This window comes from Crossiella sp. SN42, assembly GCF_023897065.1.
GTDB lineage: Bacteria > Actinomycetota > Actinomycetes > Mycobacteriales > Pseudonocardiaceae > Crossiella.
In genome coordinates, this window is sequence record NZ_JAMHIV010000001.1 from 337,051 (window position 1) to 359,410 (window position 22,360).

The 22,360-nt window shown below is 70.7% G+C and carries 19 protein-coding genes and 1 pseudogene; 9 read left to right on the forward strand and 11 right to left on the reverse strand.

Annotated features, from left to right (window positions below; genetic code table 11):
• The first annotated feature begins 51 nt into the window (after positions 1 to 51).
• On the forward strand, positions 52 to 1,452 hold the full coding sequence (locus tag M8C13_RS01355) for a glycoside hydrolase family 18 protein (RefSeq protein WP_252478548.1): 1,401 nt from the start codon (positions 52 to 54) through the stop codon (positions 1,450 to 1,452).
• The gene (locus M8C13_RS01360; protein WP_252478549.1) at positions 1,449 to 3,542 is read left to right on the forward strand and encodes a chitinase C-terminal domain-containing protein; all 2,094 of its coding nucleotides are present in this window, start codon (positions 1,449 to 1,451) and stop codon (positions 3,540 to 3,542) included. The genes M8C13_RS01355 and M8C13_RS01360 overlap by 4 nt, the downstream gene beginning before the upstream one ends.
• Positions 3,543 to 3,586: 44 nt before the next feature.
• Here the strand turns inward: M8C13_RS01360 and M8C13_RS01365 are convergent, their stop codons facing one another.
• The 3 genes from M8C13_RS01365 to M8C13_RS01375 form a co-directional block, all read right to left on the reverse strand.
• Positions 3,587 to 4,171, reverse strand: coding sequence for a TIGR03086 family metal-binding protein (locus tag M8C13_RS01365; RefSeq protein WP_252478550.1), 585 nt, complete (start codon positions 4,169 to 4,171; stop codon positions 3,587 to 3,589).
• A gap of 88 nt (positions 4,172 to 4,259) precedes the next feature.
• Positions 4,260 to 6,461: a catalase/peroxidase HPI gene (gene katG, locus M8C13_RS01370; RefSeq protein WP_256508391.1), complete on the reverse strand. Its 2,202-nt coding sequence runs from the start codon at positions 6,459 to 6,461 to the stop codon at positions 4,260 to 4,262.
• A gap of 62 nt (positions 6,462 to 6,523) precedes the next feature.
• Positions 6,524 to 6,970 carry a Fur family transcriptional regulator gene (locus M8C13_RS01375; RefSeq protein ID WP_256508392.1) on the reverse strand — a complete coding sequence of 149 codons (447 nt, stop codon included), beginning with the start codon at positions 6,968 to 6,970 and terminating at the stop codon, positions 6,524 to 6,526.
• Between the two features lie 424 nt (positions 6,971 to 7,394).
• Here M8C13_RS01375 and M8C13_RS01380 point away from each other — a divergent pair.
• Together M8C13_RS01380 and helR are read left to right on the forward strand one after the other, a co-directional pair.
• Positions 7,395 to 7,814: pseudogene (locus tag M8C13_RS01380) on the forward strand (glycosyltransferase); the annotation flags it as partial.
• Positions 7,815 to 7,855: 41 nt separating this feature from the next.
• Complete coding sequence (gene helR, locus M8C13_RS01385; protein ID WP_252478552.1) at positions 7,856 to 10,045, forward strand: RNA polymerase recycling motor ATPase HelR; 2,190 nt, start codon at positions 7,856 to 7,858, stop codon at positions 10,043 to 10,045.
• A gap of 1 nt (position 10,046) precedes the next feature.
• Here helR and M8C13_RS01390 read toward each other — a convergent pair whose 3' ends face one another.
• A complete protein-coding gene (locus M8C13_RS01390) occupies positions 10,047 to 10,856 on the reverse strand; it encodes a thioesterase family protein (RefSeq protein WP_252478553.1) in 810 nt (269 codons plus the stop codon).
• A 33-nt stretch (positions 10,857 to 10,889) separates the two neighbouring features.
• Between M8C13_RS01390 and M8C13_RS01395 the strand changes: the two genes are divergently transcribed.
• The gene (locus tag M8C13_RS01395) at positions 10,890 to 11,831 is read left to right on the forward strand and encodes a GNAT family N-acetyltransferase (protein WP_252478554.1); all 942 of its coding nucleotides are present in this window, start codon (positions 10,890 to 10,892) and stop codon (positions 11,829 to 11,831) included.
• Between the two features lie 6 nt (positions 11,832 to 11,837).
• On the opposite strand, the gene M8C13_RS01400 is transcribed toward M8C13_RS01395, so the two are convergent.
• Positions 11,838 to 12,407, reverse strand: a complete 570-nt coding sequence (locus M8C13_RS01400) for a D-alanyl-D-alanine carboxypeptidase family protein (protein WP_252478555.1) — start codon at positions 12,405 to 12,407, stop codon at positions 11,838 to 11,840.
• Positions 12,408 to 12,469: 62 nt separating this feature from the next.
• The gene (locus tag M8C13_RS01405) at positions 12,470 to 13,189 is read right to left on the reverse strand and encodes a LysR family substrate-binding domain-containing protein (protein WP_252478556.1); all 720 of its coding nucleotides are present in this window, start codon (positions 13,187 to 13,189) and stop codon (positions 12,470 to 12,472) included.
• A gap of 33 nt (positions 13,190 to 13,222) precedes the next feature.
• On the opposite strand from M8C13_RS01405, the gene M8C13_RS01410 reads away from it, so the two are divergent.
• The gene (locus M8C13_RS01410) at positions 13,223 to 13,603 is read left to right on the forward strand and encodes a DUF5997 family protein (protein WP_252478557.1); all 381 of its coding nucleotides are present in this window, start codon (positions 13,223 to 13,225) and stop codon (positions 13,601 to 13,603) included.
• Here M8C13_RS01410 and M8C13_RS01415 read toward each other — a convergent pair.
• The gene (locus M8C13_RS01415; RefSeq protein WP_252478558.1) at positions 13,600 to 14,169 is read right to left on the reverse strand and encodes a TetR/AcrR family transcriptional regulator; all 570 of its coding nucleotides are present in this window, start codon (positions 14,167 to 14,169) and stop codon (positions 13,600 to 13,602) included. The genes M8C13_RS01410 and M8C13_RS01415 overlap by 4 nt on opposite strands.
• 123 nt (positions 14,170 to 14,292) lie before the next feature.
• On the opposite strand from M8C13_RS01415, the gene M8C13_RS01420 reads away from it, so the two are divergent.
• Positions 14,293 to 15,213 (forward strand): chlorophyllase, encoded by a 921-nt coding sequence (locus tag M8C13_RS01420; protein ID WP_252478559.1) that lies wholly within the window; start codon positions 14,293 to 14,295, stop codon positions 15,211 to 15,213.
• Between the two features lie 50 nt (positions 15,214 to 15,263).
• Here M8C13_RS01420 and M8C13_RS01425 read toward each other — a convergent pair whose 3' ends face one another.
• Together M8C13_RS01425 and M8C13_RS01430 are read right to left on the reverse strand one after the other, a co-directional pair.
• A complete protein-coding gene (locus M8C13_RS01425; protein WP_252478560.1) occupies positions 15,264 to 15,806 on the reverse strand; it encodes a hypothetical protein in 543 nt (180 codons plus the stop codon).
• A gap of 57 nt (positions 15,807 to 15,863) precedes the next feature.
• On the reverse strand, positions 15,864 to 16,799 hold the full coding sequence (locus tag M8C13_RS01430; RefSeq protein WP_252478561.1) for a LysR family transcriptional regulator: 936 nt from the start codon (positions 16,797 to 16,799) through the stop codon (positions 15,864 to 15,866).
• Between the two features lie 119 nt (positions 16,800 to 16,918).
• On the opposite strand from M8C13_RS01430, the gene dnaE reads away from it, so the two are divergent.
• Positions 16,919 to 20,440: a DNA polymerase III subunit alpha gene (gene dnaE / locus M8C13_RS01435; RefSeq protein ID WP_252478562.1), complete on the forward strand. Its 3,522-nt coding sequence runs from the start codon at positions 16,919 to 16,921 to the stop codon at positions 20,438 to 20,440.
• Here the strand turns inward: dnaE and M8C13_RS01440 are convergent.
• Positions 20,412 to 21,407, reverse strand: coding sequence for a metallophosphoesterase (locus M8C13_RS01440; protein ID WP_252478563.1), 996 nt, complete (start codon positions 21,405 to 21,407; stop codon positions 20,412 to 20,414). The two genes, dnaE and M8C13_RS01440, sit on opposite strands and share 29 nt — an antisense overlap.
• A 145-nt stretch (positions 21,408 to 21,552) precedes the next feature.
• Here M8C13_RS01440 and M8C13_RS01445 point away from each other — a divergent pair, with 145 nt between their 5' ends.
• Complete coding sequence (locus M8C13_RS01445) at positions 21,553 to 22,104, forward strand: 3'-5' exonuclease (RefSeq protein ID WP_252478564.1); 552 nt, start codon at positions 21,553 to 21,555, stop codon at positions 22,102 to 22,104.
• Here the strand turns inward: M8C13_RS01445 and M8C13_RS01450 are convergent.
• Positions 22,101 to 22,340, reverse strand: coding sequence for a hypothetical protein (locus tag M8C13_RS01450; protein WP_252478565.1), 240 nt, complete (start codon positions 22,338 to 22,340; stop codon positions 22,101 to 22,103). The genes M8C13_RS01445 and M8C13_RS01450 overlap by 4 nt on opposite strands.
• Positions 22,341 to 22,360 lie beyond the last annotated feature (20 nt).

Here is a 22,360-nt window from a genome sequence, read left to right on the forward strand (position 1 = left end):
CGTGGGAGCCAGTAATGGTTCAGACCACTCGGCCTCCCTCTAGGAGACTGCATGCGATCCCCTGCCTTCCGGCGGTTCCTGGCCGCCTCGGCCGCGGGCGGACTGGCCCTGGCCGGTCTCACCGCACCCGCCTCAGCCGCCCCGCCCCCTGCCCCGGCGGCCGCGCCGCACGTCGTCAACTACTACCCGCAGTGGGCGGTGTACGGCCGCAACGTCCACCTCGGTCACATCGAGAAGAACGGCTCGGCCGACGGGCTGACCGTGCTCAACTACGCCTTCGCCAACATCCACGCGACCAACCTCACCTGCTTCGAGAACACCGCCTCGGTGGGCAACCCCACCGATCCGGACTACCCGAAGGACAACGCGGGTGACGCGCACGCCAACTACCAGCGGGTGATCACCGCCGAGCAGTCGGTGGACGGCGTGGCCGACAACCCCTCGGCCAAGCTGCGCGGCAACTTCAACCAGCTCAAGAAGCTCAAGGCCAAGCACCCCGGCATGAAGGTGCTGATGTCCATCGGCGGCTGGTCCTTCTCCAAGTTCTTCGCCGACGTGGCCAAGACCGACGCCGCGCGCAAGAAGTTCGTCCGCTCCTGCGTCGACCTCTACATCCGCGGCAACCTGCCGGTCCGCGACGACTGGGGCACCGGCAAACCCGCCGGTGGCACGGGCACCGGGGCCGGCATCTTCGACGGCTTCGACCTGGACTGGGAGTACCCGGGCGGCGGCGGGCTCGAGGTCAACCACGTCGATCCCAACGACAAGCAGAACTTCACCTTGCTGCTCAAGGAGTTCCGCACCCAGCTGGACGCGGTGCGCAAGGGCATGCTGCTGACCGCGTTCACCGCCTCCGACCCGGCCAAGATCGACCGCGGCCTGGAGCTGGAGCAGATCTTCAACTACCTGGACTTCGCCAACCTGCAAGGCTACGACTTCCACGGCTCGTCCTGGGAACCGAACCGGACCGGCCACCAGGCCAACATCCACCAGGACCCCAAGGACCCGAACCCGCCGGCGAGCCGGTTCAGCGTCGAGCAGGCGGTCAAAATCTATCGGGACGCCGGGGTCCCGGCGAGCAAGATCCTCATCGGCATTCCCTTCTACGGCAGGGGCTGGACCGGTGTCGAGGACGGCGGGGCCAACGGCCTGTACCAGTCCGCGCAGGGACCGGCGACCGGCGACTTCCCCGAGGAACCGGGGGTGCGCGGCTACCGCAACCTGAAGTCCACATTGGACCCGTCGCAGATCTTCCACGACGACACCGCGATCGCCACCTGGGGCTACGACGGCACCGACTTCTGGTCCTTCGACGACGAGACCACCATCGCCCGCAAGACCGCCTACATCAAGGAACAGGGCCTGGGCGGCGCGTTCGCCTGGAACCTGGCCGAGGACGACGGCACGCTCTCCCGCGCGATGCGCGAGGGCCTTACCGGGGGCAGGCGATGAGGGGCTGGGGCGCGCTGGCGGCGGCGCTCACCCTGCTCGCGGCCGCGGCCGTCGCACCCGTCGCCGCCGCCCAGCCCGGCACCACGGCCGAGGACTGCCGTCCTGATGGCCTGTACCAGAAACCGGGCGTCACCGTGCCCTACTGCACGGTCTACGACGCGCAGGGCCGGGAGAAGATGGGCGCGCACGCCCGGCGCGTGATCGGCTACTTCACCAGCTGGCGCACCGGCCGCAACGGCGCGCCGTCCTACCTGGCGCACAACATCCCGTGGGACAAGGTGACCCACATCAACCACGCCTTCGCCCACGTCGGCACGGACAACCGGATCTCGGTCGGCCCGGACGGCCCGGACAACCCGCACACCGGCATGGAATGGCCGGGCGTGCCGGGCGCGGAGATGGATCCCTCGCTGCCGTACAAGGGACATTTCAACCAGCTCAGCAAGCACAAGAAGCAGTACCCCTCGGTGCGCACGATGATCTCGGTGGGCGGCTGGGCGGAGTCCGGCGGCATCCTGCGCCCGGACGGCACCCGGGACGCCACCGGCGGCTTCTACAAGCTGACCCAGACCCAGGCGGCGATCGACACCTTCGCCGACTCGGTGGTGACCTTCCTGCGCACGTACGGTTTCGACGGGGCGGACATCGACTACGAGTACGCCACCTCGGCGCCGTTCGCGGGCAACCCGGACGACTACTGGATCTCCAACGCCCGGCGCGGCGAGCTGATGAAGGGCTACGTCGCGCTGATGAAGACGGTGCGGGAGAAGCTGGACACCGCCAGCGCGGCCGATGGCAAGCACTACCTGCTCACCGCCGCGGTGTCGGCCTCCGGCTGGCTGCTGCGCGGCGCGGAGACCTACCAGGTGACCCAGCACCTGGACTTCGCCAACCTGATGACCTACGACCTGCACGGCTCCTGGAACCAGTACGCCGGGCCGAACGCCGCGCTCTTCGACGACGGCAAGGACGCGGAGCTGAAGTTCTGGGAGGTCTACACGACCCCGCAGTACGAGGGCATCGGACACCTCAACACCGACTGGGCCTACCACTACTTCCGCGGCGCCATGCCGGCCGGCCGGATCAACCTGGGCGTGCCCTTCTACACCAGGGGCTGGCAGGGCGTTTCCGGTGGCACCAACGGTTTGTGGGGCACCGCGCCGCTGCCCGACCAGACGAAGTGCCCGCCCGGCACCGGATCCAGCGTCGGCTCGAAGGTGCCCTGCGGCAACGGCGCGGTCGGCATCGACAACCTGTGGCACGACGAGACCGCCGCCGGTGACGAGGTCCCCTCCGGCGTGAACCCCATGTGGCACGCCAAAAACCTGGAGGAGGGCATCACCCCCGACTACCTGGAGGCTTACGGACTCGACCCCAAGGACCCGAAGAACCAGCTCACCGGCACCTACGCCGGCAACTACGACAGCACCCTGGTCTCCCCGTGGCTGTGGAACGAGCAGAAGAAGGTGTTCCTGTCCACAGAGGACGAACAGTCCCTGGCGGCCAAGGCGAAGTACGTGGCGGACAAGGGCATCGGCGGCCTGATGATCTGGGAGCTGGCCGGTGACTCGGCCTGGGACGCCAAGACCGGGCAGTACCGGATGGGCCAGGACCTGATCACCACGATCAACGACGGCCTGCGCGGCGCGGCCCCCTACGGCAACACCAAGTCCGCCGCGCCCCGCCCGGCCGACGTGCTGGACGTGGGCGTGGAGCTGACCGGTTTCGCCCTGGGCGACGCCAACTACCCGATCACACCGAGGGTGCGCCTGACCAACCGGTCGACCACCACCATCCCGGCCGGGGCGAAGGTGGAGTTCGACTACGGCACCAGCGCCCCCGGCAGCATGAACGACCAGTCCGGCTTCGGCCTGACCGTGACCCGCAAGGGCCACACCGGCCCGAACATCGGCGGGTTGAAGGGCGACTTCCAGCACGCCTCGTTCACCCTGCCGGCCGGTCGGACCATCCCACCGGGCCGCACGCTGGAGCTCCAGGTGCGCTACTTCCTGCCGATAGCGACCCCGGGCAACTGGCGGGTGACCTTCGGCGGCCGCACCTACGGCCTGACCGCGGACCTGGCCCGCTGACGGATGGACCGGGGTGGCGGGCGACCAGCCTGCCACCCCGGTCACTACGGCCGACGGCCCAGGTAGGCGGCGAGGCGGGTGTAGACGTCGGCATCGCCGGGCACTGGCACGGCAGGCCCGAACGGACCCTGGCCGCTGCGTTCTTCCGGCGGCGCGAACTTCGGGAACGCTTCGAGTGCCTGCGCGGCAAGGCCGGGATCGAGCTCGGCGAGACGGCCGGTGGCGTGCGCGAGGTCCCAGGAATGGGCGGTGAACTCGTGGGTGTAGGCATCCAGCGCGACCCGGCCGGGCAGCGTGGCCCAGGGCAGGGTGACCAGGCGGTCGAGCACCGCCTCCTCGGCCCACACCCGCTCGACCGCGCCGCGGGCCTGGGTGAAAGCACCGGCCCAGCCGTCATCGTCGATGCCGTCGATCACGTCGGGGACCTCGTGCGCGCCGGCCCCGGCGCCCACGCGGGCAAGCTTGTGCAGCACCCCGACCACATGCCCGAGCAGCGCGCGAACGTCGTAGTCGGCGCAGGGGGTGCGGTTGCCCAGCTCGTCGGGGCGCACCGCCGCGATCAGTTTCCCGATCTGGTCCAGTGACCGGGCGAACAGCGGACGTGGGTCGTGGACCGGCTGCATCGTCATGTCGGGGACCCTATGAGCGCACCCCGACAATCCCGGCCTGCCCAGCGGGGCCCGGGTCAACCAGCGACCCGGACCCCGCCTGGCAAACTCAGACCAGGTCGTACCGGTCCGCGTTCATCACCTTGTCCCACGCGGCGACGAAGTCGCGGACGAACTTCTCCTTCGCGTCGTCGCTGGCGTAGACCTCGGCGACCGCGCGCAGCTCGGAGTTCGAGCCGAACACCAGGTCGGCGCGGCTACCGGTCCAGCGCAGCTCGCCGGTGGTGCGGTCGCGGCCCTCGAAGGTCTCCTGGTCCTCCGAGGCCGACTTCCACTCGGTCTCCATGTCGAGCAGGTTCACGAAGAAGTCGTTGGTCAGCGTGCCGGGGGTCGTGGTGAGCACACCCAGCTGGGACTTCTGGTAGTTGGCGCCCAGCACGCGCAGGCCGCCGATGAGCACGGTCAGCTCGGGCGCGCTGAGGTCGAGCAGGTTCGCCCGGTCGATCAGCAGGTACTCGGTGGGCAGGCGGTGGCCCTTGCCGCGGTAGTTGCGGAACCCGTCCACGGTCGGCTCCAGGGCGGCGAAGGACTCCACGTCCGTCTGCTCCTGGGTGGCGTCGGCGCGGCCGGGGGTGAAGGGCACCTCCAGCTGGAAACCGGCGTCGCGGGCGGCCTTCTCCACCGCCGCGCAGCCGCCGAGCACGATCAGGTCGGCCATCGAGACCTGCTTGCCGCCGACCTGCGCGCTGTTGAACGCCAGCTGGATGCCCTCCAGCACGCGCAGCACCCTGGCCAGCGTGTCCGGCTCGTTGACCTCCCAGGACCGCTGCGGCTCCAGGCGGATGCGGGCGCCGTTCGCGCCGCCCCGCTTGTCGCTGATGCGGAAGGTGGAGGCCGAGGCCCACGCGGTGGAGACCAGCTCGGCGATGGTCAGCTCGGAGGCCAGGATCTGGCCCTTGAGGTTGGCCACGTCGGCCGCCTCGATCAGCTGGTGGCTGACCTCGGGGATGATGTCCTGCCAGAGCAGCTTCTCCTGCGGCACCAGCGGGCCGAGGTAGCGCTGCAGCGGGCCCATGTCGCGGTGGGTCAGCTTGAACCAGGCGCGGGCGAAGGCGTCCGCGAACTCCTCCGGGTGCTCCAGGAAGCGCCGGGAGATCGGCTCGTAGATCGGGTCGAAGCGCAGCGCCAGGTCGGTGGTGAGCATGGTCGGCGGCCGGGACAGCGAGCCGTCCTCGGGGTCGGGCACGGTGTTGGCGCCCGCGCCGTCCTTGGGCTGCCACTGCCAGGCGCCTGCCGGGCTCTTGGTCAGCTCCCACTCGAAGCCGAACAGGTTCTGGAAGAAGCCGTTGCTCCACTGGGTCGGGGTCGAGGTCCAGGTGACCTCCAGGCCACTGGTGATCGCGTCCCGGCCCTTGCCGCTGCCGAAGCTGTTCTTCCAGCCCAGGCCCTGCTCCTCGATCGAGGCGCCCTCGGGCTCGGGGCCGACGTACTTGTTCGGGTCGGCCGCGCCGTGGGTCTTGCCGAAGGTGTGGCCACCGGCGATGAGCGCGACGGTCTCCTCGTCGTTCATCGCCATCCGGCCGAAGGTGTCGCGGATGTCGCGCGCGGCGGCCAGCGGGTCCGGGTTGCCGTTGGGGCCCTCCGGGTTGACGTAGATCAGGCCCATCTGCACCGCGGCCAGGGGGTTCTCCAGCTCGCGGTCACCGGTGTAGCGCTCGTCGCCCAGCCAGGTGCGCTCCGGGCCCCAGTACACGTCCTGGTCCGGCTCCCACACGTCCGCGCGGCCACCGGCGAAGCCGAAGGTCTTCAGGCCCATGGTCTCCAGGGCGCGGTTGCCCGTGAAGATCATCAGGTCCGCCCAGGAGATCTTGCGGCCCCACTTCTTCTTCACCGGCCACAGCAGACGGCGCGCCTTGTCCAGGTTGCCGTTGTCCGGCCAGCTGTTCAGCGGGGCGAAGCGCTGCATGCCGGCGCCCGCGCCACCGCGGCCGTCCTGCACGCGGTAGGTGCCCGCGCTGTGCCAGGCCATCCGGATCATGAACGGGCCGTAGTGCCCGAAGTCGGCGGGCCACCACTCCTTGGAGCTGGTCAGCACCTCGTCGACGTCCCTGGCCAGTGCGTCCAGGTCGACGGTCTGGAACTCCGCGGCGTAGTCGAAGTCCGCGCCCATCGGGTTGGCCACCGGCGAGTGCTTGCGCAGGATGCTCAGGTTGAGCTGGTTCGGCCACCAGTCACGGTTGCTGCCACCCTCGGTCGGATGGCTGAAGCGGCCGTGGGCGACGGGGCACCCGCCGGCCTCCTCCACGTTCATGTCTCCAACAACGGCGTCTGGGCTGTCAGCCACGGGAATCCTTCCGAAATCTCAAGCGGTGCTCAGGAACTGGTGGTGGAACAGTCGGGGCACACGCCCCAGTAGATGACCTCGGCCTCGTCGATGGCGAAACCGTGGTCCTCGGCGGCGGTCAGGCAGGGCGCCTCGCCGACGGCGCAGTCCACGTCGACGATCGCGCCACAGGACCGGCACACGAGGTGGTGGTGGTTGTCCCCCACGCGCGCCTCGTAGCGGGCCACCAGCCCCGGCGGTTCGATCCGCCGCAGCAGTCCGGCCGTGGTGAGCGCGCGCAGCACGTCGTACACGGCCTGGTGGGACACCGCCCCGAGGTCGGCCCGCACGACACCGAGGATCGAGTCCGTGTCGGCGTGCGGGTGCTCGTGCACCGCGGACAGCACCGCCAGCCGGGGCCGCGTCACGCGCAGTGACACTCCCCGCAACATGCGCTCGAAGTCCGAAGTGGTGGGCACCGCCGCAGTCTTGCGCATTTTCTGGAATGAATCAAGTTTACGGTCCGAGGGTGCCGCAGAGCACGCACGGGCGAGCGACCCGGGACGCGTGGTGCCGAGCTCGCGGAACCGTGGGTGTGATCATGGCAGTGGCGGCGGAACCGGGACGCGATGGTCCCCCTCAACGCACAAAAAGGAGCGTGCCCGCTCCTTTCCACCTTCAACTTATAGCGCACCGGGGGTCTTGCGGCAAGGCCCCACTGATGCCGCACAATCACCGCCCTAAGCCCGTTACCTGCGGAAATGGAGTCGCTCTGTGCGAGTGTTGGTGTCGACGTACGGGTCACGCGGGGACGTGGAGCCGCTCGTGGGGCTCGCGGCGCGGTTGCGCGGACTCGGCGCGGAGGTGCGGGTGTGCGCGCCGCCGGACGAGGCGTTCGCGCACCGGCTGGCCGGGGTCGTGGTGGACGCGGTGCGCGCGCAGGGCCGCCGGGTGGTCCTCGGCAGTGGCTGGGCCGATCTGACCACGGCGAACGACCTGGCAGACTGCTTCGTGGTCGGCGAGGTCAACCAGCAGGCGCTGTTCGGGCGGGTGGCCGCGGTGGTGCACCACGGCGGCGCGGGCACCACGACCACGGCGGCCCGCAGCGGCGTGCCGCAGGTGGTGGTGCCGCAGCGCGGGGACCAGCCGTACTGGGCCCGCCGGGTCGCCGAGCTGGGTGTCGGCGCGGCGCACGACGGTCCGGTGCCGACCTTCGAGTCGCTCTCCGGCGCGCTGCGCTCGATCCTCAACGAGGAGACCAGCGCCAGGGCTCGCGCCCTGGCGGGCATGATCCGCACCGACGGGGCGACCGTGGCCGCGGCGCTGCTGCTCAACGCGTGAACCGTTCAACCGAAGTCCAGTTCGGCAGTTGTGAGGGGTATTTGTCCATTCAGGGTTACGACGAGGAACTGCGCTCCGAGCGGGACTACGTCGCCGGTCTCTACCAGCGGCTGGACGAGCTGCGGACGCGCGCACAGGACGGGTACACCGCGGCGCTGGGCGGCACCGGCGGCACCCCGATGGAGCGGGATGTCGAGGTGCGCGCGCAGGCCAGGGAGGTCAAGCGGCTGTCCGTGGCGGACAACGGGCTCTGCTTCGGCCGGTTGGACCGCCTCTCCGGCGAGCATGCCTACATCGGCCGGATCGGACTGTTCGACGAGGACGACGACTACACCCCGGTGCTGGTGGACTGGCGGGCCCCCGCGGCACGCGCGTTCTACACGGCCACCGGCGCGAACCCGGAGAACATCCGCAGGCGGCGCCAGTTCCACACCAGGGGCCGCGAGGTGCTCTCCTTCACCGACGAGGTGCTGGGCCGCCCGGACGGCGCGCAGAGCGGGGACGCGGCGCTGCTGGCCGCGGTGAACGCGCCGCGCGGCGAGGGCATGCGCGACATCGTGGCCACCATCCAGGCCGAGCAGGACGAGATCATCCGGCTGGACCACCCCGGCGTGGTGGTGATCGAGGGCGGTCCCGGCACCGGCAAGACCGTGGTGGCGCTGCACCGGGTCGCCTACCTGCTCTACACCCAGCGCGAGCGGATGGAACGCCACGGCGTGCTGGTGATCGGCCCCAACCCGGCCTTCCTCAACCACATCGGCCGGGTGCTGCCCTCCCTCGGCGAGACCGACGCGGTGTTCATGACCACCGGCGGCCTGGTGCCCGGCCTGCACGTCACCGCCGAGGACAGCCCGGAAGTGGCCCGGCTCAAGGGTTCCCTCAAGATCGTCGACGTGCTGAGCGCGGCGATCACGGACCGGCAGCGGCTGCCCGAGGAGCCGGTGACCATCGAGCTGGACGACGTCACCATGCGGATCGACGCCGGGGTCGCCGAGTGGGCGCGGGACGAGGCGCGCGCGACCGGGCAGCCGCACAACGAGGCCAGGGTGAAGTTCGTCGAGATCATCACCTGGGCGCTCACCGAACGCGCCATCACCCGGATCGGCAAGGGCTGGCTGACCAGGGAGAACCGCAAGGAGTGGGAGCAGCTGCGCCGGGACCTGACCAAGCAGCTGCTGTCGAACGAGACCTTCACCGCCGCCCTCCAGGAGCTCTGGCCGCTGCTCACCCCGGAGTCCCTGCTGTCCTCGCTGCTGTCCTCCCGGGAGCGGCTGCGCGCCGCGGGCGGGGACCAGGCGCTGTGGCGGGCCGAGGGCGCGGCCTGGACCGTCTCGGACGTGCCGCTGCTGGACGAGCTGGTGGACCTGCTGGGCCGGGACAAGGCCGCGGACCTGGCGGCTGAGCAGGCCGCCGAGCGGGCGCGCAAGGCCGAGGCCGAGTACGCGGGCAAGGTGCTGGACATGCTGGTGCGCCGCGAGGACTCGATGGACGACGAGGACCACCTCTTCGCCCACGACATGCTCTTCAACGAGGACCTGGCGGACCGCTTCGTCGAGCGGGACACCCGCACCCTGGCCGAACGCGCGGCCGCGGACCGGGACTGGACCTACCGGCACGTGGTCGTCGACGAGGCCCAGGAACTATCCGAAATGGACTGGCGGGTCCTGATGCGGCGCTGCCCGAACCGCTCGTTCACCATCGTCGGCGACCTCGCCCAGCGCCGCTCGCCCGCCGGGGCGAACTCCTGGGGCGAGATGCTGGACCGGTACGTGCCGGGCCGCTGGGTCTACCGGTCGCTGACGGTGAACTACCGCACCCCCGCGGAGATCATGACCGTCGCGGCGTCCGTGCTGGCCCAGTTCGCGCCGGAGGTCCAGCCGCCGGAGTCGGTCCGGTCCTGCGGCGTGCGGCCGTGGTCCCGCCGGGTCACCGCGGACGAGCTGGCCGCCGCCATCGAGGAGTTCGTGCGGGCGGAGGCGGACCGGGAGGGCACCAGCGTGGTGATCGGGCCGCCGGGGGTGCCGGGCACGGTGCCCGCCTCGGAGACCAAGGGCCTGGAGTTCGACGCCGTGCTGGTGGTCGACCCGGACCGGATCCTCGACGACGGCCCGCGCGGCGCGGCCGAGCTGTACGTGGCGCTCACCCGCGCCACCCAGCGGCTCGGCGTGCTGCACCAGGGCCCGCTGCCCTCGGCGCTGACCGGGCTGGTCGAGCAGGAGCAGCTGGTGTAGCTCAGCCGGGCAGCCGCACCGAGGCGATCTGGGTGCTCTGGGCGACCAGCCGGTCCTTGCTGTCCCAGGCGGCAACGGTCACATCGACGTGACCGTTGCCGAGCTCGGCCGCCGCGGCCCGCTGCCGGATCGGTCCCGGCGCGGGCAGCGCGCGGAGGTAGGCGGACAGCTGCACGGTCGGCGTCCAGCCGTACACGCCGAGGTCGTAGGTCACCGGCGGCAGGCAGTCCAGGGCGAGCACCAGGCTCAGCGGGTCCCAGTCCGAGCCGTCGGCCAGCCGCAGCCACCCGGCCAGCTCGGCCCGGCCACTGGGGTTGCCGGTCAGGAAGCCGAGACCGGCCGGATCGAGGTACTGCTCGACCTGCTCCAAGATGTGGATCCGGAGTCCGCCGCGCTGGTCCACCACCGGCGAGCGCGGGCACTCCGCCAGCGGCGGCAGTACCGGCGGCTTCGAAGCCGACCAGAACGGGTCGCTGTCACTGAGCCGTCCCAGGGTGATCAGCGCCTCCACCCTCGGCAGCCCGTCCTGGCTGAGCCGGGCCCGCACCTGGGTCACGCCGCGGCCTGCCCGCAGCACCTCGGCGCTGACCACCGCGGGTCCGGGCGTGCCACGCTGGAGGAAGGAACCGCTGATCGCGGTGACGTGCGGATGCGCTTCCCCGGCCAGCTCGGTGGCCGCGCGGCTGAGCACCGCGAGCAGGTAGCCGCCGTTGGGGATGTCCTCCAGCCCCCAGCCCTGGTCCAGCACCACGTCGAAGTCCTGCGTGCCGGCCCGCCGGGCCACCGCGGTCGCGCTCTGAAAATCCCCCATACGAGGCAGTCTAAGCCCGTACAGTGCCGCGCCATGGCGAACCTGGAGCTGATGACCGCCGGGGACGTGCGGCTCATGCAGGGTCTGGCACAGCGAGTCACCGCCCTCCGCCCCGAACTGGTGAACAGCGACGCCGCTTACGGTGAGCTGGCCTGGAACTGGGGCAAGGGACACGCCGCCGACGGCGCGAGCTGGCCGCGTCGACTGTGGTTCGCCGACGGCGAGCTGGTGGCCTGGGGCTGGGCGCACCTGCCGCGCCAGGTCAGGCGCAATGACGGCTCGGTCAGGGACATCACCGGGGCCTACCTGGCCTACCAGGTCCATCCCGGGCACGCCGAGCTGGTCGATGAGGTGATCGACTGGTACGACCGCACGGCGGCGGGCCTCGAACGCACGGTGCTGCCCAGCGCCGCCGACGAGTTCGCCCTGACCCGGTGGACCGCGCACGGCTACCAGCCCGACACCGCCGCGCTCGGTGACACCGGTGACTGGACCCAGCTCAACGAGCGCGACCTCACCGAGATCGAAACGCCGGTGCTGCCACCAGGATTCCGCTTCCGCACCGCCGAAGAAACCGGCCAGGAAGCCGCGGTCCAGGCCCACGTGGACGCCTGGGCCCCCACCACCTACACCGCCGAGAGCTACCAGGGCGTGCTGCGCACACCGCCGTATCGCGGCGACCTGCACGTCCTGGTGGAAGCGCCGGACGGCACGATGGCGGCCTCCACGATCATGTGGCTCGACGAGGTGAACAGGACCGCCGAGTTCGAGCCGGTCGGCACGCACCCTGGCTACCGGCGGCTCGGGCTGGCCAGGGCGATGCTGCTGCACGGGATGCACCTGGCGCGGGCGGCGGGGGCCAACCACATGACGGTCGCCTGCCTGGGCGCGCCGGGACATCCCAGGGCGCGCGGGCTGTTCTACGGCGTCGGTTTCCGGGAGCTGTCCAGGGACGCGCCGCTGATCAAGGGCTGAGCCCGGTCAGCTGCCGGTGGCGCTGGGCAGCAGGGCGGGGCAGCCCGCGGTCACGTAGCCCGGGTCGTACTCGAAGTGCCACTGCTCGTTGGCATACCGGCGGCACCAGCCCACCTCGCGGCCGTTGCGCTCCACCCACACCGCGGAGGCGATCGGCTGGATGTCCACCGCGATTCCCTTGACGTGCATGGACTTCTCCGGCGGCAGCACGTACTTGGCGGCCAGCTCCCTGGTGCCGAAACGGCGTACCGCGTCGGCGAACTCCCGCTCCTGCTGGCCGACGCTGCGCTTGCCGTCCTGCACGCACAGCTTCACGTTCGCCGCCGCGGCCTTGTCCCGCAACCGCTGCCAGGCCGCGGCCACGTCCTCGCGCAGGCCCTCGGGCTGCTCGTCGACGTAGCGCTGGTCCAGCTGGCAGGGCGGGCCCTTCTCCGGGCCGGGGATGCCTTCGACCAGGGCCAGTGGCTGGCCGGTGATCGGGTCGTTGACGAAGGTCACCTGGCCGGTCGCGCCCAGTGTCGCCACCGCGGCCACCGCGAGCATCAGGGCCAGCAGCAGGCCGATCTGGGTACGCACCCGGCCCAACGTACCCACGCCCTGGTGGTTTGCCCCAGGTTTGGTGTTCTCGCCCACAGGTGTTACCTGCTGCGCCGAGGTTTCCGGTTCCGGCCACCACCGCGGTTGGTGTCCCGCCGCACGACCTGGGTCCGCGCGGGCTTCTTCTGCTTGGCCGGGGCCGGGGGCTGCGGCACACCGCGGGTGCTGTTGACCGTTCGGCCCCGCACGATCCCGATGAACTGCTCGGTCAGCTCGGTCCCGGCGTCCTCCAGCCAGGCCAGCGCGACCTGCGAGGCCGGGGCCCCGGTCAGCGGCCGGAAGGTGAGGTCCTTGCGGTGGTGCAGCCGGGCCAGCGACTGCGGCACCACCAGCAGCCCCACCCCTGCGGCGACCAACTCGACCGCCATCGCGGTGGTCTCCGGCCGCTCCCGCGCGGGATGGCCGGGCGGGGCGGTCCAGGCCAGGGTGTCGTCCAGCGGGTGCAGCACGATGGCCTCGTCCAGCTGCACGGACGAGATCTCCTCGCCCTCGGTGAACGGGTGCTCCTTGGGCAGCACGACCACGGTGGTCTCGGTGTAGAGCGGGATGGCGTGCAGCCCGTCCCGGTCCACCGGCAGCCGCAGCAGCACCGCGTCCGCCCCGTCACCGCGCAGCAGCTCCGCGGCCCCGGCTGCGGGCACCGGAACCAGGCTCAGCGGCACCTCGGGCAGGCGCTCCTGCCAGGTTCGCACCCACTTGGCCGGGGTCGTGCCGGGGACGTAGCCGAGGCGGAACGACGAGGGGGTGTCCGAACCAGTCACGGTGTGCAGATTACCGGCCGATATCCTGGGCACATGACACCGCGCAAGACCTCCCAGACGATGAAGCCCGCGACCGCGGCGAAGAAGCTGGGCGTGTACCTCCCGGCCACCCCGGCTGAGTTCCAGGAGGGTGTCGTCTCGCGCGATGAGCTCAACGCCCTGCAGACCGACCCACCGGAGTGGCTGCGCGAGCTGCGCCGCAACGGCCCGCACCCGCGGCCCATCCTCGCGCTCAAGCTGGGCATCTCCATCGGCGGCCTGGCCCGCGGCGGCATCACCGAGGCGCTCACCACCGCCGAGGTGGAGGCGCTGAAGACGGAGAACCCGGAGTGGCTCCAGCAGGAGCGCGCCACCCAGGCCGAGGTGCGTCGCGAGGCGGCCCGGCTGAAGGAAGAGGCGGACAAGCGCGCCTAGGGTTCCAGCCCTCTGAGCAGCAGTTCCACCAGTCGGCGGGGGTCGTAGCGCGGGTCGGTGTCCCGGCCGATGCACAGGTTGCCGATGCCGCGCATCAGCTCGTAGGCCTGCGTGCCGGGCCTGATCTCGCCTGCCTCGACGGCGGCGTCGAGTAGCTGCGCGCACACCGGCACCAGCCGGTCCAGGAAGTAGGCGTGCAGGGTCTCGAACCCGCCGCTGTCGGACTGCAACGCGTTGGCCAGCCCGTGCTTGGTGACCAGGAAGTCCACGAACAGCTCGGCCCACCTCCGCAGCGCCGCCAGCGGTGAGCCGGTCTCGGCCAGCAGCGCCGGGCCCGCCTCCGCGCAGGCTTCGACCTGGTGCCGGTAGACCGCCACCACCAGGTCCGCCCTGGTCGGGAAGTGGCGGTAGATGGTGCCCATGCCGACCCCGGCCTTGGCCGCGATCTCCCGGATCGGGGCGTCCACGCCGGAGCTGACGAACACCGCGGCGGCCGCGGCCAGCAGGGTCTGCTGGTTGCGCACCGCGTCGGCCCGCTTGCTCCGGGGCTGGCCTGCTGTGGACACACGCTCTCCTTCCGCACGAGCCCGTTGACAAAACGGAACAGTGCTCCGTATCGTTCCGGAACGTCGCTCCGTTTGAGCGTAGCCGAGCGCTCGGCCCTCCGCCCAGTCAAGGGAAAACACATCATGCGTGAACCGACCGCTGTGCTCTCGGTCAGCCCCGTGGCGCTGCCCGCGCCCGGCCGTGCCGTGGACCTCCAGCTCCGCGTCTCCGTGCCCGTCACCGGCGAGAACCTGCCGATCATCCTGCTCTCCCACGGCCAGGGACACTCCCACCACCTGTCCTCGCTCAACGGCTACGCCCCGCTCGCCCACTACTGGGCCGCGCACGGTTTCGCCGTCTTCCAGCCCACTCACCTGAGCTCGCGCTCGCTGCGCCTGCCGCCGGAAACCCTTGGCGCGCCGATGTTCTGGCGCTCCAGGGCGGAGGACATGTCGCTCATCCTGGACCGCTTGGCCGAGATCGAGGCCGCCGTGCCGCAGCTGCGCGGACGCCTGGACCCGGACCGGGTCGCGGTGGCCGGGCACTCGATGGGCGGCCACACCGCGAGCCTGCTGCTGGGCGCGCGGCTCACCGATCCGGACAACGGCGTCGAGGTCGACCTGGCCGACTCCCGGATCAAGGCGGGCGTGCTGCTGGCCTCGGTCGGCCGGGGCGGGGACGCGCTCACCGAGTTCGTGGCCGAGAACTACTCGTTCCTGGCCGGCACCGACTTCTCCACCATGACCACGCCCGCGCTGGTGGTCGCCGGGGACAAGGACGCCTCGGCGCACCTGACGGTCGCGGGCCCGGACTGGCACGCCGACCCCTACCACCTCTCCCCCGGTCCGAAGTCCCTGCTCACCCTGGTCGACGCCGAGCACGGGCTGGGCGGGATCTCCGGCTACGACGTGGCCGAGACCACCGATGAGCACCCGGAGCGGGTGGCCGCGGTCCAGCGGCTCACCTGGGCCTACCTGCGCAGCACGCTCTACCCGGGCGATCCCGCCTGGCCGACCGCGTGCGCGGAGCTGCCTGCCGAGCTCGGCCGGGTCGAGACCAGGTAAACGCGAACGGGGCGCCCGGCTCGGGCGCCCCGTCCTCATCCCGCGATGGATCAGCCGACGGTGTAACGGAAACCGTCGTTCTCCAGCTCGTCGTCGTGATCGTCGTCGCCGTCCTGGTCGTCGTCGAACTCGCGGACCGGCGCGTCCTTGGTGGCGTCGAACTTGCCGTCACCGTCGTCGGTGGTCAGCACGGCGCGCAGCGAGTGGTTGCCCTGGCCCAGCGCCGGGTTCAGGGTGACCGCGAGGTCGCGGTGCGCGCCGGGCGGCACCGGCGCGGAGCCGAGCAGCTTCCCGGACTGGTCGTAGATGGCCACGTGCCCGGCCTTGGGCAGCTCGGCCTCCTCGATCAACACCTTGGTGCCGTCGCCGCGCTGGTCGTCAGCGTCGATCTCGGTGCTGGGGAAGGACACCGGCGCGGGCTGGTTCGGCTGGTTGCCGGGCTGCGCGGTACCGGAGGTCGGGGTCACGCTGCCGATCGGCAGTGGCGCGGCGGCGCCCGGAGCGGCGCCCGCGCCGCCCGCGCACCCGCTGAGCAGGACCCCCAGCACGCCGGCGGTCGCGATCAGGAACTTGGCACGGTGTTGGTTCGTCATGGCACCCAGTTTTGCCGCGCGACCTGGCGCCAGCATGAGTCCCAGATGAGCAAGCCTTCATGAAGCGAACAGCGGCCGGTCCGCGGCAGGCAGCCACTGCCGGTCCGGGTCGAACGGGGTGTACCCGGCCCGGATGTGCTCGATCAGCCTGGGCAGCAACGGATGCCGGTTGCCGCGCAACCACAGCATCGACCACGGGTACAGCGGCACCGGGTCGACCAGCGGGATGCGCGCGATGCCGGGATGCCAGGGCACCCGCATCTTCTCCCCGCCGAAGGTGAACCGGTCCTCGGAGGCGGCGATCTGGTCCAGCATGTGGTCGAAGCCGAAGTTCGGCCCCGTGGTGCTGATGGTCAGCCCGAAGTCGCGGCGGAAGTCGGCGTAGAGGTCGGCCCACTCGCTGCCCGGTTCGTTGCCCGGCATCCAGGCGATCGAGTCGGCCAGCTCGTCCGGCCGGACCCGCCGCCGACCGGCCAGCCGGTGCTTGCGACCGGCCAGCAGGTGGTGCGGCTCCAGGTAGGCCGGGATGTGCTCGATGCCCGGTTCCAGGCGGCCGAACACCCTGGCGAAGCCCACGTCGATCGCGCCGCTGAGCAGCCCGGAGCGCACCGTGCGCAGCCCCTTCGACGAGATGATGTCGATCTTGGCGTCCTGGTTGGCCTCGTGGAAGGACCTGATCAGCTCGGTCGGGCAGACCCTGGTGGCCAGCACGTCCACCCGCAGCGGCCGGTCCCGCGCGCGCAGCGAGCCGACCGCCTGGTCGGCCAGCGCGAGCAGCGCCCTGGCGTGCGGCAGGAAGGCCCGGCCGTCCTCGGTCAGACCGGTGCCGGTGCGGCCGCGGCTGACCAGTTCCGCGCCCAGGCCCGCCTCCAGCTTGGCGATCCGCTTGGACACGCCCTGCTGGGTCAGCCCCAGCTGGTCGGCGGCCGCGCCGAAGTGCTGCTCGTCGGCGACGGCGACGAAGGCCCGCACCGCGCCCAGATCCAGGTCCACCCTGCTCCTCCCACAACAACCGGTTGTCCGCGGGCCGTGTCGGTTGTTGGACGTTCCCTTGCCAGGTCCCGTCCAATGCCCTCCGCCTGGCACGACAGTACAACCAGGAGGAGTGGCGGATGGGGTCGTTCACACACCTGCACGTGCACACCGAGTACTCCATGCTCGACGGCGCGGCCAAGATCGCGCCGCTGTTCGCCGAGGCGAAGCGGCTGGGCATGGCCGCGGTCGGCATGACCGACCACGGCAACCTCTACGGCGCGGACGAGTTCTACCGGCAGGCGGTCAAGACCGGGCTCAAGCCGATCATCGGCATTGAGGCCTACGTGGCGCCAGGCAGTCGCGCGCACAAGAAACCGGTGTTCTGGGGCCAGGCGGGCCAGCGCGGCGACGACGTGGCGGGCAGCGGCGCCTACACCCACCTGACCATGCTGGCGGAGAACGCCACCGGCCTGCGCAACCTGTTCCGGCTGTCCTCGCTGGCCTCCCTGGAGGGCTACTACCGCAAGCCCCGGATGGACCGCGAGCTGATCGCCGAGCACGCCGAGGGGATCATCGCCACCACCGGCTGCCCCTCCGGCGAGGTGCAGACCCGGCTGCGCCTGGGCCAGCCCGCCGAGGCGCTGCGCGCGGCCGCCGACCACCGGGACATCTTCGGGGCGGACAACTTCTTCCTGGAGCTCATGGACCACGGCCTGACCATCGAACGCTCGGTGCGCGAGGGCCTGCTGGACATCGGCCGCCGCCTGGGCCTGAAACCCTTGGCCACCAACGACTCGCACTACGTCACCCAGGACCAGGCGGAGGCGCACGCGGCGCTGCTGTGCGTGCAGTCCGGCAAGACCCTCAACGACCCCAACCGGTTCGCCTTCGACGGCGACGGCTACTACCTCAAGTCGGCACAGGAGATGCGCGCCTACTGGGACACCGAGGTCCCCGGCGCCTGCGACTCGACCCTGCTGATCACCGAACGGGTCCAGCCCTACCACGAGGTGTACGCCCACCGCGACCGGATGCCCCGCTTCGCCGTCCCCGACGGCCACACCGAGGCCAGCTGGCTGCACCACCAGGTGCTGGCCGGGCTGCGCCGCCGGTTCCCCGAGGGCATACCGGACGGTTATGAGCCACGCGCCGAGTTCGAGCTGGACGTCATCGAACAGAAGGGATTCCCGTCCTACTTCCTGGTCACCGCGGACCTGATCGAGCATGCCAGGGAGATCGGCATCCGGGTCGGTCCCGGCCGCGGTTCGGCGGCGGGTTCGCTGGTGGCCTACGCGCTGGGCATCACCAACCTGGACCCGATCCGGCTGGGTCTGCTGTTCGAGCGGTTCCTCAACCCGGAGCGGGTGTCCATGCCCGACATCGACATCGACTTCGACGACCGCCGCCGCGGCGAGATGATCCGCTACGCCACCGAGAAGTACGGCGCGGACCGGGTGGCGCAGGTGATCACCTTCGGCACCATCAAGACCAAGGCGGCGATCAAGGACGCGGCCAGGGTCCACTTCGGACAGCCCGGCTACGCCATCGCGGACCGGATCGCCAAGGCGTTGCCGCCGCCGGTGGCGGCCAAGGACATTCCGCTGGCCGGCATCGTGGACCCCGCGCACGAGCGGCACGGTGAGGCGGCCGAGGTGCGCGCCCTGCTGGCCTCCGACCCGGAGAGTCAGCAGATCTTCGACACCGCCCGCGGCCTGGAAGGCCTGATCCGCAACGCGGGCGTGCACGCCTGCGCGGTGATCATGTCCAGTGAGCCGCTGCTGGACACGATCCCGTTGTGGCAGCGCGAGGACGGCTCGGTGATCACCGGCTGGGACTACCCCTCCTGCGAGGCCATCGGCCTGCTGAAGATGGACTTCCTCGGCCTGCGCAACCTGACCGTGATCGGCGACGCCATCGACAACATCCGCGCCAACCGCGGCGAGGAGATCGACCTGGACCGTCTCGGCGTCGAGGATCCCGCCGCCTACCAGCTGCTCGGGCGCGGGGACAGCCTCGGCGTGTTCCAGCTCGACGGCGGCGCGATGCGGGAGTTGTTGCGGCGCATGCGGCCCACCGAGTTCGCCGACATCATCGCGGTCAACGCGCTGTACCGGCCGGGCCCGATGGCGATGAACACGCACAACAACTACGCCGACCGCAAGAACGGCCGCCAGCCGGTCACCCCGATCCACCCCGAGCTGGCCGAGCCGCTGCGCGAGATCCTGGCCGAGACCCACGGCCTGGTGGTCTACCAGGAACAGATCATGCAGATCGCGCAACAGGTCGCCGGGTACTCGATGGGCCGGGCCGACGTGCTGCGCAGGGCCATGGGCAAGAAGAAGAAAGAGGTGCTGGAACAGGAGTTCGAGGGCTTCGAGAAAGGCATGCGCGGCAACGGTTTCTCTGCCGAGGCGGTGCGCGCGCTGTGGGACACCATCCTGCCGTTCGCCGGCTACGCCTTCAACAAGTCGCACGCGGCCGGGTACGCGCTGGTCGGCTACTGGACGGCCTACCTGAAGGCGAACTACCCGGCGGAGTACATGGCGGCGCTGCTGACCTCGGTGGGCGACAACAAGGACAAGTCCGCGATCTACCTCTCGGAGTGCCGCAGGCTGGGCATCCGGGTGCTGCCGCCGGAAGTGAACTCCTCGGAGGTGCGCTTCGCCGCGGTGGGCGAGGCGATCCGGTTCGGGCTGGGCGCGGTGCGCAACGTCGGCGCGAACGTGGTCGAGTCGATCATCCGAACCCGTGCGGCGAAGGGGAAGTACGAGTCGTTCCCGGACTTCCTGGCCAAGTCCGAGCTGGTGGTGTGCCAGAAACGGGTGCTGGAGTCGCTGGCCAAGGCCGGCGCCTTCGACGCGCTGGGCCACACCAGGCTGGCGGTGTGCCAGGTGCACGAGGAGGCAGTGGACGCGGTGGTCCCGTTGAAGCGGCAGGAGGCGATGGGCCAGTTCGACCTGTTCGGCCCCGGCCCGGAACAGCCTGCCACCTCCTCCCCGTTAGCGCACCTGCGGTTCAGCACGGAGGAGTGGCCGCGCAAGCAACTCCTTTCCTACGAGCGCGAGATGCTCGGGCTCTACGTCTCCGCGCACCCGCTGGACGGCGCGGAACCGATCCTGCGCAGGCACGCCCGGCTGCCGATCGCGGCGATCCTGGACAACCCGCCGCGCGAGGGCGAGGTTCAGCTGGCCGGGCTGATCACCGCGCTGGAACGGCGGGTCAACAAGAAGGGCGAGCCGTGGGCGATCTGCACGATCGCCGACATGGACGCCGCGCTGGAGGTGCTGTTCTTCCCCAAGGCCTACGCGCTGTTCTCGGCCGCACTGGTGGAGGACAACGCGGTGCTGGTCAAGGGCCGGGTCAACTGGCGGGAGGACCGGATGTCGGTCTTCGGCGGCGACCTGGTCCCGCTCGACCTCACCGCCCCCGGCACGGAACCGCTGGTGCTGCGAGCCGTGCCGGAGCGGGTCACCGAGTCGATCGTGCTGGAACTGAAGCAAACCCTGTTGGCACACAAGGGCGACACCCCGGTGCAGGTCCACATCGGACCGCACCGGTTCGCCCTCGACGACTACCCGGTCGCGGTGACCGCCATGCTGCTCGGCGAGCTGAAAGCGTTGCCGGGCTTCGTCACAGCCAGGAGTGCAGCGGCACCGTGACCTGCTTCAACCAGGAGCCTGCGGCGAAGTCACGGGCCCGGATCACCACCCGGTCCAGGAAAACCTCCACCTGGAGGCCCTGGTTGAACTTGCCGGGCACGGTCACCTCGCCGCCCTGGCCGTTGTCGGTCCACCCGGTCTGGATCGCGCCGGTGTTGATCACCGGAAAGCCCTCGGGGTTGGCCGTGCCAGGCACCACGCGGCGGACGAACCAGTCGGAGAGGTCCAGGTTCCAGTGCGTGTGCCCGGAGAACAGGAACACGTCCCTGTAGCGCCCCAACAGGTTCAGCAGCCGGTCGGCCTGGAGGTAGTCACGCAGGTAGAGCTTGTTGCGGGTGCCGGAGACGGTGTTCGGCAGCGGGTGGTGGGTGATCACCATGACCGGCTTGCGCCAGCGCGCCCAGTGCGCGAGCCGCCGCTCCAGCCAGCTGAACTGCTCCTCGCTCAGCCACACCTCGTCCCAGAGCGCCTTGTCGTGGTAGTGCATGTACTTCTCGGTGCCGATGCACAACACCGGGATGCCGCCGAAGAGGTGCTCGCTGAAGACGGTGTTGCGCTTGGCGAAGCGGTAGAAGCTGCGGAACAACGAGTCCTCGGTGGTGCCGTTGGGCCAGGTGTCCTGGGCCAGGGTCTGCGGATCGCGCCACTTGGGCACGTAGAACTCGTGGTTGCCGATCGCCCAGGCGATACCGGGATGGCTGTGCTTGGCCAGTTCCGCCTGGACCTGGGCGTACTCGAAGTCGTAGCCGCGCGGGGTGATGTCCCCGGCCACCGCCAGCCCGGCGCTGCGCGGGTTGGTCCGGCGCATGTCGGCCAGCGCGGTGCCGAAGTCGGCCAGGTCGCCCTGGATGTCGCTGATCACGTTGAACCGGGTCAGCGGTTCGGCACCGGCCGTGGCCGTGGGTGCGCTTGCGGTGGTGGCGCCCACGGCCACGGCGGAGGCGAGCAGAAACGATCTACGGTCCATGCCCGGACCCTGTCAGGACAAGGTGCACCGCCCGGAAAGAGCGGTTGAACAGTCGGTTCCGGTTCAGCCGGAGCCCGCACCGTGTCGACGAGGTCGGCCCGTATTCGACTGGCTCCGGACAGCACCCACTCGCTAGCCTGCCCTCATGAGGGGGCCCCATCTGCTGAACGTCATCGACGTCGAAGCCACCTGCTGGCCCAGCGCCCCACCTCCGGGCCAGGTCAGCGAAATCATCGAGATCGGCCTGACGGTAGTCGACCTGACCACCCGAACCCGCCTCGCCAAACACCGGATCCTGGTCCGCCCCCAGCAGTCCACGGTCAGCGAGTTCTGCACTGAGCTGACCGGCCTCACCCAGTCCGAAGTGGACACCGGCCGCACCTTCCCCAAAGCCTGCGCCCAGCTGACCGCGGAACACGAGGCGGGCGACCGGAGCTGGACCAGCTGGGGCGACTACGACCGCAAACAGTTCCAGCGCCAGTGCACCACCACGCCCTACCCGTTCAGTTCCAGCCACACCAACGCGAAAGCTGCCTTCGCCGCCGCGTTCGAGCTGCGCAGACCAGTGGGCATGGCCCAAGCCCTGAAGATCGCCGGCCTCCCCCTGGAGGGCAGGCACCACCGCGGCGACGACGACTCGTGGAACATCGCCGCCCTGGTCCTGCTACTGGCCGAACGCCGCAACTGGCCCGGCTAATCGCCCCGCCGCACCGCCCTGGCCACCAGCCACGCCAGGTAGAGCGCGGTAAGCCCAAAACCCACACCGTGCGGCAGCATCACCTCGGATCCGAACACCTCCGGCAACAGCAGCCGCAGCAGCACCCCCACCACCACGGTCCCCGCCGCCAGGGTGATCACCCCACCGACCACCCACACCGCAACCCGCCCCGCCGTCCACCGGCCCTCAGGCACCCGCTCAACCATCCGACTCACCCCCCGCACCCTAGAAACCC

Bases quoted from the DNA above. Each gene is read 5' to 3' on its own strand.
- M8C13_RS01355 (WP_252478548.1), top strand. From the start codon at position 52: ATGCGATCCCCTGCCTTCCGGCGGTTCCTGGCCGCCTCGGCCGCGGGC.
- M8C13_RS01360 (WP_252478549.1), top strand. From the start codon at position 1,449: ATGAGGGGCTGGGGCGCGCTGGCGGCGGCGCTCACCCTGCTCGCGGCC.
- M8C13_RS01365 (WP_252478550.1), bottom strand. From the start codon at position 4,171: ATGACGATGCAGCCGGTCCACGACCCACGTCCGCTGTTCGCCCGGTCA.
- katG (WP_256508391.1), bottom strand. From the start codon at position 6,461: ATGAACGTGGAGGAGGCCGGCGGGTGCCCCGTCGCCCACGGCCGCTTC.
- M8C13_RS01375 (WP_256508392.1), bottom strand. From the start codon at position 6,970: ATGCGCAAGACTGCGGCGGTGCCCACCACTTCGGACTTCGAGCGCATG.
- M8C13_RS01390 (WP_252478553.1), bottom strand. From the start codon at position 10,856: ATGGGGGATTTTCAGAGCGCGACCGCGGTGGCCCGGCGGGCCGGCACG.
- M8C13_RS01395 (WP_252478554.1), top strand. From the start codon at position 10,890: ATGGCGAACCTGGAGCTGATGACCGCCGGGGACGTGCGGCTCATGCAG.
- M8C13_RS01410 (WP_252478557.1), top strand. From the start codon at position 13,223: ATGACACCGCGCAAGACCTCCCAGACGATGAAGCCCGCGACCGCGGCG.
- M8C13_RS01420 (WP_252478559.1), top strand. From the start codon at position 14,293: ATGCGTGAACCGACCGCTGTGCTCTCGGTCAGCCCCGTGGCGCTGCCC.
- M8C13_RS01425 (WP_252478560.1), bottom strand. From the start codon at position 15,806: ATGACGAACCAACACCGTGCCAAGTTCCTGATCGCGACCGCCGGCGTG.
- dnaE (WP_252478562.1), top strand. From the start codon at position 16,919: ATGGGGTCGTTCACACACCTGCACGTGCACACCGAGTACTCCATGCTC.
- M8C13_RS01440 (WP_252478563.1), bottom strand. From the start codon at position 21,407: ATGGACCGTAGATCGTTTCTGCTCGCCTCCGCCGTGGCCGTGGGCGCC.
- M8C13_RS01445 (WP_252478564.1), top strand. From the start codon at position 21,553: ATGAGGGGGCCCCATCTGCTGAACGTCATCGACGTCGAAGCCACCTGC.